The sequence below is a fragment of the Salinisphaera sp. C84B14 genome, from assembly GCF_040361435.1.
Lineage (GTDB): Bacteria > Pseudomonadota > Gammaproteobacteria > Nevskiales > Salinisphaeraceae > Salinisphaera.
In genome coordinates this window covers 1-12,607 of the sequence record NZ_APNL01000004.1, presented here as the reverse complement: position 1 = coordinate 12,607, position 12,607 = coordinate 1, and the positions used below count along the sequence as shown (strand labels likewise).

Here is a 12,607-nt window from a genome sequence, read left to right as displayed (position 1 = left end):
GCTAGGCCTCAACCAAGTAGGTATAGCCCGCCAGCCCGGCTTCCAGCAGCGCTTCGGTTTCGCGCTTGAGCCGACCGCCGAGCCCGGAGGCGGCCAGTTTGCGTCGATAGGCAGCGCGCAGGTCGTCGGGTTCGAAATGCACGTAGCGCAGCAGTTCGTCGGTGCGATCGCCCTGCTCCGCGTCGGCCAGGCGCCAACCGCGCTCGCTGGCATCGACTTCGACATTGACCACGTCGGTATCGCCGAACAGATTGTGCATATCGCCCAGATTTTCCTGATAAGCGCCGACCATGAAGATACCCAGCCGGTAGGCCTCGCCTTCGCGCAGCCCGTGTAACGGCAGCGTGCTGTCGACGCCGTTTTCGTCCACGTAGCGATCGAGCCGGCCGTCGGAGTCGCAGGTCAGATCGCAAAGCCGGGCCCGTTCGTCCGGGCGTTCGTTCAGACGCGCCAGCGGCATGACCGGAAAGATCTGGTCCAGCGCCCACACGTCGGGCACCGACTGGAACACCGAGAAGTTGACGAAATACTTGGCCGCCAGCTTTTCCTGGGCCGCGGTGATCGCGGCGCGTTCGTCGTCGTTGTCGCCGGCGTGAGCCGCCACCGCGCGATAGATCGACACCGCCTCGGCCTCGGCGGCCGCACGTTCCTTGAGGCCGATATCGCCGGCCAAGAACCGCGCCTGGACATCCGCCAGGCCGCGTTCGGCGCGATCGAGCGTGGCGCCCGGCGACAGCTCGGTGGTCAAGTCCGCGGCAGCCGGCGTGCTGGCCAACTCGCTGTCGATGACCTGGGTGAGCAGCACGGCATGATGGGCGGTCAAAGCCCGGCCGGATTCGCTGATCACGTCCGGCATGGGCAGGTCGAATGCACGACATACCTTCGCCAGCGCGCCGATCACGGCATCGGCATAGTCGGGCACGCCATAGTTCATGGAACAGAACGAACGCGCGCCCCGGCCTTCGTAATCGACCGCCAGGCCGCCGCCCACGTCTACGCAGGCAAGCGGCGCGCCCAGCGCGCGCAGCCCCCGATACAGATGCGCGGTTTCGTCCATGGCCCGCGACAGGGCGCCGTGATCGGCCACCTGCGAACCCACATGCACGTGCAGCATGCGCACACAGTCGGCGTAGCCGAGCTGTTGCAGCCGCTCGACGGCCTCGACCACCTGGGTGGCAGTCAGGCCGAACTTGGATTTCTCGCCGCCGGTGTTCTGCCAGTGACCGGCGGCGACGCTCGCCAGACGCACGCGCAGGCCGATGTTGGGCCGCAGGCCCAGCTCTTCGGCGATTTCGGCGATGGGCACCAGCTCGGAAGGCTTTTCCACCACGATATAGACACAATGGCCAAGCTGCTGGCCGATCATGGCCAGGCGCAGGAAGGCGCTGTCCTTGTAACCGTTGCATACGATCACGCTGCCCGGCGCGGCCAGGGCGAGCACAGCCATCAGCTCCGGCTTGCTGCCTGCCTCCAGGCCGGCGCGTTCGCCGCCCGCAGCGACCAGCCCCTCGACCACCGCGCGCTGCTGATTGACCTTGACCGGATAGACCACGGTATAGCGGCCCGCATAGTCGTAGCGTTCGCGCGCGCCTTCAAAGGCATCGCAAAGCCGGGTGATGCGATCGCCCAAAATATCGGTGAATCGCGCCAGCACCGGCAGGCGCAGGCCGGCGCGCTGGATCTCGTCGGTGAGCGCATCCAGATCGATGGCCGGCCCGTTTCGGCGCGGCGTGACGGTGACCGCACCGCGCTCGTTGATATCGAAATAGCCCTCGCCCCAGGTGGCAACGCGATACAGGGCACGGGCATCGTCGATCTGCCAGTCGTGGGCAGGCCGCGGGTTGGTATTGGATCGGGACATGAACATTCGTGTTGCGTGGCTGGCTTATACTGCGAGCCAATCTGGTTCGACGGATGCGCAAACGCGCACAGCAAGGAAAACGCATGGTACTCGACGACAACTGGTATACCGAAGCAAGCCACGACCTGGGGCTGGGCTTTTCACTGCGGATCAAGTCGAAACTGCATGAAGAACAGTCGGAATATCAGACCATCGCCGTCTATGAAACCGAAACCTTCGGCCGCCTGCTCACCATCGACGGCCTGGTGATGCTCACCGACCGCGACAACTTCGTCTACCACGAGATGATGACCCACCCGGCGCTGTTCGCCCATGGCGCGGCCAAGAACGTGGTGATCATCGGCGGCGGCGACTGCGGCACGCTGCGCGAAGTGCTCAAGCACGACAGCGTGGAGCACGCCACCCAGATCGAGATCGACGAGCGCGTCACCCGTATCGCCGAAGAGTATTTCCCGGCCCTGTGCGATTCCAACGACGACCCCCGTGCCACGCTTGCCTTCGAGGACGGCGTGGCCTGGATGAAAAACGCGCCGGATGCCAGTGTCGACCTGATCATCATCGACAGCACCGACCCGATCGGCCCGGCCGAGGGGCTGTTCAACGAAGCCTTCTACAAGCAATGCCATCGCGTACTCGGCAACGGCGGCCTGCTGGTACAGCAGAGCGAATCGCCGCTGGTGCACAGCGAACTCATCGGCGAGATGCACGGCGGCCTGCGGGCGGCCGGCTTTGCCGATACCCATCTGCTGAGTTTTCCGCAGCCGAGCTACCCCACCGGCTGGTGGTCGGCCACGCTGGCGGTGCGTGATACGCGCAGCCTGTATGCGCCGCAGGGCGGGCTCGATTTTCAGACGTTCTACTACACGCCCGCCATGCACAATGCCGCGTTCGCACAACCCGCCTTCATGGCCCGTATCCTGGCCGACTGACCACCGCCGTGGCGCCGGTGATCACACCGGCGCCACGCGCCGGACACATCAGTCGGAGGCGCTGTTGAGCGCCTTTTCGAACGCGTCCGAAGCATAGAACGCCGCCAGGCGACGGCGTACCAGATCCTCGAGCAGGCCGCTTTCGGCCAGCCCCTCGATCACCAGTGGCGCCAGCGTTTCGGCTTCCTGTCGCAGCAGATCGCGATCGACGCCGACATCGCCAAGCACATCGGTGAGCTTGCGCTTGCCGTTGCGTTCGAAATACGACACCACGGCCGCGTCGACCAGCTCGCCGACATACTGGGTCTCGCGCAGTTCCTGCCAGATGCGCAGGCCGTAATCGACCAGCTTCTGGAGTTCGTCGCTGTCGACCACTTCTTCGATCGACAGCTTCTTGTCGTGGATTTCGGCCCAGATTTCGGAGGCGATCGCACGAATCCGTTCTTCGTCCAGGGATTCGATCAGCATTTCCTGGCTGCGTGCCAGCGTCTTCGCGGTATTGTTCTCGATATAGGCCCGTACCCGTTTTTCGACCTGGGCTTCGAGCCCCGGCATGCGCTTGCTCAGGGCGCTGCTGGAGCCCTTGAGCAGCGACGAAACGCCCGGAATCGAATTGATCGCGCCGGTATCCGAAAAGATGTAGTCCTTGATGCCCTGATAGAGCACATCCGAAGCCAGCGCGGTATAGACCGGACTGTCTAGAAGCCGCGTGATCAGGCGCGCACGCAGCGCTTCCAGTTCGACGAACAGCGACACCCCGTCGTCGAACAGGGACTCGTCGATGACGTCCTGCACCCGCGTGTTCTTGTTCACGTCGTGGCAGATCAGATCGTTGGCAATGCCGCCGATCACGCCGGCCAGATCGTCGGGCAGCGACATATCCAGGGCCAGCCGCTCGGCCGCGCCGCGCACGGTATCCACCGATACCAGCGTTTCCAGCGTCGTCTGGTCGGCCCATTTCCAGACCGCGTCGACCTCGTCCTGCAGGCGCTGGGTAGCGCCCTTGCCGCGCCATTGCTCGAGTTCGAACGCCACATGGGCTTCGAAGATCGCCTCGCCGGCCGAATTCATCTTTTGCGACTGTGTCATGCGTCAATGAAACGATTGAGTGGTGCCGCGAGCTTACGCGCTAAAGCCGTTCCGGGCGAGCGATTGGCCTTGGGCAGCTCTGGGCACCCTCTCGCGGGTCGCGTTCGAGTGCTCGCGCACGGTACGGCAAGGCGTCCAGGCCTTGCGGTCGGGTCAGCCGCCTGGCAACGCGGACGCGGCGTCTGTGCGGCCGCCCCCCTTGCGGGCCGTCGGCCTGAGCGCGACAGGTTTTGCAGGTGTTTCTTAGGTATAAGCCCGTATTGAGCGGACTCGGCCGGGCGCTTAACTTGGCCAGACTGTTTTCAAGGTCATCCGCAAGGATCACGCAATGAACGAAGATCAATTCGAAGGCAAATGGGATCGCATGAAAGGCAAGCTGCGTGAGCACTGGGGCCGCCTCACCGACGACGATGTCGAAGAGGTTCAGGGCAAGCGCCAGAACATGCTTGCCAAGATCCAGGAGAAATACGGCGATACCAAGGAAGCCGCCGAAGAAAAGCTCGCCGAGTTCGAACGCAAGTTTTAGGGCGAGTGCTTCACTACCGGCGCCCGCACGGGCGCCGGGTCCTTTACTCAATCCGGAGGCAACGATGCGACACGACGATTACATAACGCGTACGAGCCGCCCCGAACCGCGCTTTCTGCGTCGGGATCCGGTTGTGCATGCCGATACCGATAACCGTTGGCAGGGTCCGCTGGACGAGGTGGCGCTGTCGAACTTTGAACGCGATGGGTTTCTCTGGTTCGAAGGCTTTTTCTCCCAGGAGCGCATGACGCCGTTCTTCGACGAACTCGCCGCGATGAGCGAGGACGAGCAACTACTCAAGCAGGACGGTGTGATTCGCGATCCGAAGTCCGGCGCCATTCGCTCGGTTTTCGACATGCATCGCATTTCCGAGCGTTTCGCCGAGCTCACGCGCGATCCCCGCATTCTGGGCATGGTGCGCCAGCTGCTGGGCGGCGATGTGTATATCCATCAGTCGCGTATCAACGATAAATACGGTTTTCAGGGCGCCGGGTTCGACTGGCATTCCGATTTCGAAACCTGGCACGCCGAAGACGGTATGCCGCGCATGCGCGCAATCAGCGCATCGATCATGCTCACCGACAATAACGAGTTCAACGGCCCGCTGATGCTCATTCCGGGCTCGCATCACGCGTTCGTGCCGTGCGTGGGCCAAACCCCGGACGACAATTGGAAGAGCTCGCTCAAGGCACAGGAAGCCGGCGTGCCCAGCCAGGAAAACCTGCAGGCCCTGGTTAACCGGGGCGGCATCCAGGCGCCCAAGGGGCCGGCCGGCTCGCTGCTATTGTTTGAATGCAACGTGCTGCATGCCTCGAACTCGAATATGTCGCCCTGGCCGCGCTCGAACCTGTTCTTCGTTTACAACAGCGTGGAAAACGCGCTCGAGCAGCCGTTCGCGGCCGACAAGCCACGACCATCGTTCCTGGCGAACCGCGACCAACCCCGAGCGCTGGATATGCACGATCCCTATCGGGATGTTCGATTCGCCAAGTCGGCCTGACCTATGCAAGTGTACGAACAGCGCGGTGAGTGAATCACCGCGCTTTTTCGTTGAGGTAACCCAGCCAAGGAGATCAACATGGCTAAACAATGGATCGTCGTCAGCGACGCGGCACGTGCCCGAGTCTTCGCCCGCGACGGTGCCGGCAGCGGCCTGACGCTGCTCGACACCCTGACCCACAGCGAAAGCGAGGCCCACGAGGGCGACCTGCGCACCGGCGGCAAGGGCGACGTGCACGACAGCGGCGGCTCGAGCGTACATCAGCCGGACCCTCAGACCACGACCTCGGAAAAGCATGCCGACATCTTTGCCAAGGAGGTGGTCGAGCACCTCAAGAGCGGGCTCAACGACAGTAAGTACGAACAACTGATCGTGGTCGCCGATCCATCGTTTTTAGGCCGCCTGCGCGACAAGATGGATGGCCCGCTGGAAAAAGCGGTAGCCGAAACCATCGACAAGAACTGGGCCCAGCACGATGCCGATCAGATCGAAAAACAGCTGGCACGAAAGCTGTAGCGGGCGATCAACAATATTTAATTGCTGAATACATTTTTCCGGCATACTGGCGTACACGCGTGGCGCCGGTATGTATCAGCGTATTAAAAAGCGCAGGGCGACTCTGGCAACGTCGTTCGAGTCACGCGGATGCTTCAAAAATCAAGGAGAAAACCATGCTGGGTTGGGCAATTACCTTTTTCATCGTCGCAATCGTGGCGGCGCTGTTCGGCTTTGGCGGCATCGCCTCGGGTGCGGCCGGCATCGCCAAGATCCTTTTCTTCATCTTCCTGGTGCTGTTCGTGATCGCACTGGTATCGAACGCGGTGCGCGGACGCGGGCCGAAGATATAGCGCCTGTCGCCACCAGGCGAACCCAAGGTTGGGGCGCCGTCAGGTTCTGACGGCGCCGAATCAGGCGGTGTTCAGCTTTCGGGAATCTCCACGAGATGCCCGGCCGAAAGCCAGATGCGCACCAGATGCGGCAGGGATTCGGCATTGAGCTTTTGCATTATGTGTACGCGATGCGTTTCCACCGTGCGCGCGCTGATGCCCAGCTGGCCCGCAACCTGCTTATTGGCCAGACCATCGACGATCATGGCCATCACCTGTTTTTCTCGCGGCGTGAGCAGTTCGATGAGGGCCGCATGCTGGCGGGCTTCGCGCAGCGCAAGATCGTCGGCGTCGGTGGCTTTGGCAAGCTGCTGAACGCGTTTGAGCATTGCCTCCGGCGAAAACGGCTTCTCCACGAAATCCACTGCGCCGAGACGCATCGCCGCAACCGCATGCTCGATATCGCCGTAGGCGCTCATCATGATGACGCTCACGGCCGCGTTCTTTGCCACCAGCTCTTTTTGCAGAGCGAGACCGTCCATATCCTTGAGCCGCAGATCGATGAGCGCGCAGCCGCGATCGGGCGCGCGCACGTTGAGAAAGGCTTCGGCGCTGGAATAGCACTCGACCTGGTAACCGGCATCGCCCAGAAGACCTTTCAGCGATTCACGGATCGCTGGATCATCGTCCACGATATGTATGACAAACGGCACCTTGCCCCCATTTTCGGTAAACGTTGCGACTTCTGTCGGCGACGATCTTTTTAATGTATTGAGCCTATTTTGACAAGATAAAGCAGCCGATAAGCATTCGGACCAGCTATTCCCCCGCTTTAACGGAATGACGCCATGAACGAAGATGAGTCGGAAACTCTTGACCCCGGGCAGCCACAAACGCTGGCGGCTGCACAAGCTCGCATTGCCGAGCTCGAACGACAGCTTCAAGACGAGCAGAACCGGCACTCGGAGATCGAAGCCAACGAGCGCTGCTTTCGCGAACTCGCCGAGCACATCCGGGAAGTCATCTGGATGACCGACGAAACCGGCGAGCAGCTGGTCTATGTCTGCCCGGCCTACGAAAAGATCTGGGGCCAGAACTGCCAAGACCTCTACGACGACCCGAGTAAACGTCTGGCGCGTGTACACGAAGAAGATAAAGCGCGCGTCCTCGAGGCATTCGAACGCCAGGCCCATACCGGCGACTACGACGAGATCTATCGCATCGAACGGCCCGACGGCGAACTGCGCTGGATCCGAGATCGGGCGTTTCCGGTGGAAAACAAAGACGGCCAGGTTTATCGACTCGCCGGGCTGGCACTCGATATCACCGACCGCATCGAGTTCAACGACCGTATTTCCAACCTTCAGTACGACATCAACAGCCAGGATCGCATGAGCGTGTTCGCCACGCTGGGCACCGGCCTGGCCCACGACCTGAGCCAGCCACTGACCGCGGCACGCAACTTCATCGCTCGGGCCCGCATGGGCTTTACCTCGAACGCGGATGACACGCGCCAGACGCTCGAACGCGCCGACGCCGAAATCTCGCGTGCAGTGGCCATCATCCATCACCTTCGCGACTTCGCCCGCCAAGGCCGGCCGACACGCGTGTATCAGACCCTGGGGCCGATCATCGACGACGTGCACCAGATCCTCGATCCGGCGCTGCGGGCGAACGACATTCGCTATGAAGGGCCATGCTCCGATTCGCTGCGCGATCTGGAGCTGCCGGTCGACGCCGTGTTCGTCCAGCAGATATTACGCAACCTGCTCAGCAACTCGATCGATGCGTTCGACGAGGCATCGGAAAAGACCAAGACTCTGAGCATCGACGTTGTAAGCAACAACGACGAGTATGTCGATATCCAGATCAGCGACAACGGGCCAGGCGTTGACGATTCGATCGAAGTATTCGAACCCTTCAAGACCACCAAATCCGAAGGCGTCGGCCTGGGCCTGGCGGTCAGCCGCACGCTGGCGCGAAGCCACGGCGGCGATCTCGTGCTTGCCTCGCGCGGGGGTGGCGCGGCCAACGGCGACGACAACGGGCCGCATACCGTATTTACGTTGCGCCTGCCGCGGCACGGTTAATCCCGCACCAGAACGGCTGACTGCGTCAGCTGTTTTCAACGCCATCGAGAAAGAAACGCCGCCGCGCCTGCGGCGTTTCTTGCGATGGCTTCACGAGCGTGGGCCGCGGCGCGGCGATTGGCATGCGTGTGAAAAGGTCCTAGCGCGGCGGATGCATGATGCGCATGATCACCGCCACGCCAAGGCCCCAGCAACCGTTGAGCGCCAGACCCACGCCCACGCGCGCCATGCTCAGGCCGTCGAAAATCTCGGTCATGGTCTGGCCCTTGAGCCACTGGACGATAAACAGATACACCAGCGTCGGACCGATCGCGCCGAGAATGATCGCACCGACGTAGTAGCCGGCCGCCAGTGCACGCCGGATCAGCAGCCACAGCAGCATGCCCCAAAGGCCGCCCCAGAACGCCAGCGATATGACCGAAGGCACATCGAACGGTGGTACGGCAGTCATGTTCCAGGGCGTGCCCCCGGGAACGACCCCGGCCGTGATGAACACCCACAGCAGGCCCTGATGGAAGGTCAGCGTGGATACGAAACCGGCGATAAAGGCCTTGATGAAAGCGAACATGGTTCTCCCTTGGGTATGCTGTAATCGCGTGCTTGCTGCCTACCGGCTGCGTACGGTATCGGCGGTCTGGTTGAACAGGCGCTGGCGCGCTGCCTCGGTCTTGGGCTGGCCCCCGCGCCATTGCTTGCCCAGATCGACGCCGCGCTGCACCGCTTCGCGTGTCTTGATGCGCTGGCGCCAGGCCGCAACCCGCGGAAACTCGTCGAGAGGTTGTCCCATGGCCTTGGCAATGAGCACCCAGGGCCAGTTGACGATATCGGCGATGGTATAGGTTTCGCCGACCAGGTAATCGCGTTCGGCCAGGCGGCGTTCGAGTACGCCCAGACAGCGGTGATATTCGCCGGTATAGCGCTTATAAGAGTACGGATGATCGCCGGGCGCATAGTTGACGAAATGACTCATCTGCCCACCCATGGGCCCGAGATTGCCCACCTGCCAGAACAGCCATTCGTCGACTTCCTTGCGTAGCCGTGCATCGTCCGGCATGAGCTGGCCGCTCTTGTCGGCCAGATAACGCGCGATCGCGCCCGATTCGAAAATCGGCAGCGGCTCGCTGCCGTAGCCCGGCGCGGGTGAATGATCCACGATTGCCGGCATGCGGTTGTTCGGCGAGATGGCCAGAAACGCCGGCTCGAACTGATCGCCGGCGTTGATATCGACCGGAATCAGGTTGTAGTCCAGCCCCAGCTCTTCGAGCAGAATGGATATTTTCCAGCCGTTGGGCGTGGGCCAGTAATAGAAATCGATCATGACGGCTCTCCGGTGGCGTCGATCGCGCCTGACCGGGCGAGCGCGGCGATATCGGCGTCGGAAAAACCGTTCTCGGACAGCACTGCCCGAGTATCCGCGCCCAGTGCCGGCGCGCCGCGATAGTCTTCGACCGGCATCTGCGAAAAGCGCGCCGCGGGCCGGGTCTGACGCAGCCGTCCGGCTTCAGCATGTTCGGTTTCGATAAGGATGGCGTTGGCCGCGATCTGGTCGTGGCTGAGCAGATCGGTCCGGGTCAGGACGGGCGCACAGGGTACGCCGTACTCGCTTAGACGGGCCAGCCAGTGCTCGGCCGTGTTCCCGGCCAGTTTTTCCTGGGTAAGCTGCAGGCGGGCATCGATGTTGTCCTGGCGCTTGGCGGGGGTGGCAAAACGCGGGTCGTCGTTCCACTCGGGCGCGTCGAGAGCGGCGATGAGCGCCTGCCATTCCTTATCCGTCTGTACGGCCACGCTGATATAGCCGGTGGTCGTTTCGTAGATGAGGTCGATGAAGCTGGCAGCCCGGGCCTGATCGAACTCGTCGCCCACGAACGTCTGGCTGTTCATGTCCGAGTGCCATAGAAAGTCGATGACCGCATCCAGCATGGATACGCGTACGTGCTGGCCGGGCGCGCCGTTGGCGCGGGCCAGCAACGCGGCGGTGATCGCCTGCGCGGCGATATAGCCGGTGAGCTTGTCGGGTACGATGGTACGAACCAGACGCGGACGGGCCTCGTCGGCGCCACCCTGAATACTGGCCAGGCTCGACAACGCCTGCACCAGCGGATCGTAGACCGGATAGCCGGCATAAGGCCCGGCGTCGCCGAAACCGCTGATCGAGCAGTAGACGATATCGGGGGCTACCGCACGAATATCGGCTTCGCCGATGCCCATGCGCTCGGCCACGCCGGGGCGAAAATTCTGTACGAAGACATCGGCATTCGCGCACAGGCGCAGCAGCGCATCGCGTCCGGCCGACGCCTTGAGGTTCAAGGCGACCGAACGCTTGTTGCGGTTGTTGTTGAGATAACTCGCTGAAAAGCCCTTGCGCCGATTTGACGCCAGGCGCGTGTAGTCGCCCACGTCGGGGCGTTCGATCTTGAGCACTTCAGCGCCCTGATCGGCCAGCTGCATGGTCGCCAGGGGGCCGGACACCATGGCCGTGGTGTCGATAACGCGATAACCGGACAGGGGCTGTTTCATGCCCGCTAGTCTAATACCCCGACCACGGTGCGCCAACGCGCAACGCTTTCAACCCGCGCCGTGCTTGGCGACAATAGCGCGCTATCGATTTCTTCTACCGGCCAGGAACTCCTCCATGCGTACGATCGGCACCCCCGGCTCAGATACCGCCACACGCGTCATGCTTCTAGGCAGCGGCGAACTCGGCAAGGAGGTCGCCATCGAACTCCAACGCCTGGGCTGCGAAGTGATCGCGGTCGATCGCTATGAGCGCGCGCCGGCCATGCAGGTCGCCCACCGCTGTCACGTAATCGACATGGGCGACGGCGAGGCATTGCGCCGCGTGATCGAATCGGAGCGGCCAGCGCTCGTGGTACCCGAGATCGAAGCGATCGCCACCGCGACGCTGGTCGAACTCGAGTCCGAGGGCTATCACGTAGTGCCCACTGCCAGGGCTGCCCAGCTGACCATGGATCGCGAAGGCATTCGCCGCTTGGCCGCTGAAGAGCTGGGCCTGCCGACCTCGCCGTATCGCTTTGCCGAAACCGAGGCCGATTATCGCGCTGCGATCGAGGCGATCGGCCTGCCCTGCGTGGTCAAGCCGGTGATGTCGTCCTCGGGCAAGGGCCAGAGCACGGTGCACAACGACAGCGACATCGACCAGGCCTGGGCATATTCCCAGTCCGGCGGGCGCAGCAAGCGCGGCAACTCGCGCGTGATCGTGGAAGGCTTCATCGAATTCGACTACGAAATCACGTTGCTTACCGTGCGCCACGTCGACGGAACGAGCTTCTGTGCGCCGATCGGCCATCGCCAGGTCGGCGGCGATTACCACGAGTCCTGGCAGCCGCAGCCGATGGCCGATGCAGCGCTCGCCGAAGCCGAGCGCCAGGCCGGCGCCATCACCGAGGCGCTGGGCGGCTACGGCCTGTTCGGCGTGGAGTTCTTCGTCGCCGGCGAACAGGTCTGGTTCTCGGAGGTTTCACCGCGGCCACACGACACCGGACTGGTGACGCTGATCGGCCAGAATCTGTCGGAATTCGCATTGCACGCCCGCGCGATCCTCGGCCTGCCGGTCACGCATATCGAACAGCGCGGACCGAGCGCTTCCGCCGTGATCATCGGCGAAGGGCAAAGTCGACAGATGCAATATCGCGGCCTGGAGAATGCCCTGGCCGCGCCGGACACCGAACTGCGCCTGTTCGGCAAACCCGAAATCGACGGCAGCCGCCGCCTGGGCGTGGCACTGGCGCGCGCAGATGATGTCGATGCGGCCCGGAACAAAGCACGGTACAGCGCGGCCAGTATCGATATCGATTATTGACCCGGCGACCGCCGAATTCGGAAAAAAATAATTTCCGCTTCGACGCAATTCATATGCGGGAAAGCTACGCGTGCTTTATACTTTGGTCCAAGCTCTGTCGGGGGCGCGGTTTTCGCGTACACAACTCAGAGCTTTACTTACCGAACTCAAGGAGTCGAATATGCAAAAGAAACTGACCACCCTGCTGCTGGCCATGATGCTGGGTCTCGGCACGCTGAGCCTGGCTGCCTGCGACAACGACGGCCCGGCCGAAAACGCCGGTGAAAGCATCGACAATGCGACCGACGATGCGCAGGACAGCATGGAAGACGCGGGCGATAACATTCAGGACTCCATGGATGACGCCGGCGACTCGATGGAAGACGCTGTCGAAGACAACAACTAATACGGTTGTCGCTGCAATCACGGATTGCAGAGTAAGAGCCCGTCGCGACATGCGGCGGGCTTTTTTTTGGTTCATCGCAG

Annotated in this window: 14 protein-coding genes; 8 read left to right on the top strand and 6 right to left on the bottom strand. The window is 62.4% G+C overall.

The genetic code is table 11. The features are described 5' to 3' along the window. Position 1: 1 nt before the first annotated feature. Positions 2-1,867 carry a biosynthetic arginine decarboxylase gene (gene speA, locus C84B14_RS04170; RefSeq protein WP_353222081.1) on the bottom strand — a complete coding sequence of 622 codons (1,866 nt, stop codon included), beginning with the start codon at positions 1,865-1,867 and terminating at the stop codon, positions 2-4. A gap of 77 nt (positions 1,868-1,944) precedes the next feature. Between speA and speE the strand changes: the two genes are divergently transcribed. Beyond that, a complete protein-coding gene (speE, locus tag C84B14_RS04165; protein ID WP_353222079.1) occupies positions 1,945-2,790 on the top strand; it encodes a polyamine aminopropyltransferase in 846 nt (281 codons plus the stop codon). Positions 2,791-2,838: 48 nt separating this feature from the next. Here the strand turns inward: speE and C84B14_RS04160 are convergent, their stop codons facing one another. Further along, positions 2,839-3,879 carry a hypothetical protein gene (locus C84B14_RS04160; protein WP_348765055.1) on the bottom strand — a complete coding sequence of 347 codons (1,041 nt, stop codon included), beginning with the start codon at positions 3,877-3,879 and terminating at the stop codon, positions 2,839-2,841. A gap of 328 nt (positions 3,880-4,207) precedes the next feature. Here C84B14_RS04160 and C84B14_RS04155 point away from each other — a divergent pair, with 328 nt between their 5' ends. The 4 genes from C84B14_RS04155 (at position 4,208) to C84B14_RS04140 (ending at position 6,253) form a co-directional block, all read left to right on the top strand. Further along, on the top strand, positions 4,208-4,405 hold the full coding sequence (locus C84B14_RS04155; RefSeq protein ID WP_353222077.1) for a CsbD family protein: 198 nt from the start codon (positions 4,208-4,210) through the stop codon (positions 4,403-4,405). A gap of 64 nt (positions 4,406-4,469) precedes the next feature. Next, positions 4,470-5,405, top strand: coding sequence for an ectoine hydroxylase (gene thpD, locus C84B14_RS04150; protein WP_353222075.1), 936 nt, complete (start codon positions 4,470-4,472; stop codon positions 5,403-5,405). A 78-nt stretch (positions 5,406-5,483) separates the two neighbouring features. Next, on the top strand, positions 5,484-5,921 hold the full coding sequence (locus tag C84B14_RS04145) for a host attachment protein (RefSeq protein ID WP_348765052.1): 438 nt from the start codon (positions 5,484-5,486) through the stop codon (positions 5,919-5,921). A 155-nt stretch (positions 5,922-6,076) separates the two neighbouring features. Beyond that, a complete protein-coding gene (locus C84B14_RS04140) occupies positions 6,077-6,253 on the top strand; it encodes a DUF1328 domain-containing protein (RefSeq protein WP_209059367.1) in 177 nt (58 codons plus the stop codon). A 71-nt stretch (positions 6,254-6,324) separates the two neighbouring features. On the opposite strand, the gene C84B14_RS04135 is transcribed toward C84B14_RS04140, so the two are convergent. Beyond that, the gene (locus C84B14_RS04135) at positions 6,325-7,242 is read right to left on the bottom strand and encodes a response regulator transcription factor (RefSeq protein ID WP_353222072.1); all 918 of its coding nucleotides are present in this window, start codon (positions 7,240-7,242) and stop codon (positions 6,325-6,327) included. An 18-nt stretch (positions 7,243-7,260) separates the two neighbouring features. On the opposite strand from C84B14_RS04135, the gene C84B14_RS04130 reads away from it, so the two are divergent. Continuing rightward, a complete protein-coding gene (locus C84B14_RS04130) occupies positions 7,261-8,322 on the top strand; it encodes a sensor histidine kinase (protein WP_348765050.1) in 1,062 nt (353 codons plus the stop codon). 139 nt (positions 8,323-8,461) lie between these two features. Here C84B14_RS04130 and C84B14_RS04125 read toward each other — a convergent pair whose 3' ends face one another. From C84B14_RS04125 to C84B14_RS04115, 3 genes are read right to left on the bottom strand one after another with little or no spacing between them, the layout of a single operon-like run. Beyond that, positions 8,462-8,890, bottom strand: coding sequence for a hypothetical protein (locus C84B14_RS04125; protein WP_348765049.1), 429 nt, complete (start codon positions 8,888-8,890; stop codon positions 8,462-8,464). Positions 8,891-8,929: 39 nt separating this feature from the next. After that, a complete protein-coding gene (locus tag C84B14_RS04120) occupies positions 8,930-9,640 on the bottom strand; it encodes a glutathione S-transferase family protein (RefSeq protein WP_353222070.1) in 711 nt (236 codons plus the stop codon). Continuing rightward, positions 9,637-10,839, bottom strand: a complete 1,203-nt coding sequence (locus C84B14_RS04115; RefSeq protein ID WP_353222068.1) for a CaiB/BaiF CoA transferase family protein — start codon at positions 10,837-10,839, stop codon at positions 9,637-9,639. Before C84B14_RS04115 ends, C84B14_RS04120 begins: the two co-directional genes overlap by 4 nt. Before the next feature lie 115 nt (positions 10,840-10,954). On the opposite strand from C84B14_RS04115, the gene purT reads away from it, so the two are divergent. Both purT and C84B14_RS04105 read left to right on the top strand, forming a co-directional pair. Then, positions 10,955-12,142 carry a formate-dependent phosphoribosylglycinamide formyltransferase gene (purT, locus tag C84B14_RS04110; RefSeq protein WP_353222066.1) on the top strand — a complete coding sequence of 396 codons (1,188 nt, stop codon included), beginning with the start codon at positions 10,955-10,957 and terminating at the stop codon, positions 12,140-12,142. Positions 12,143-12,302: 160 nt separating this feature from the next. After that, positions 12,303-12,527, top strand: coding sequence for a hypothetical protein (locus tag C84B14_RS04105; RefSeq protein WP_348765045.1), 225 nt, complete (start codon positions 12,303-12,305; stop codon positions 12,525-12,527). Positions 12,528-12,607: the final 80 nt, after the last annotated feature.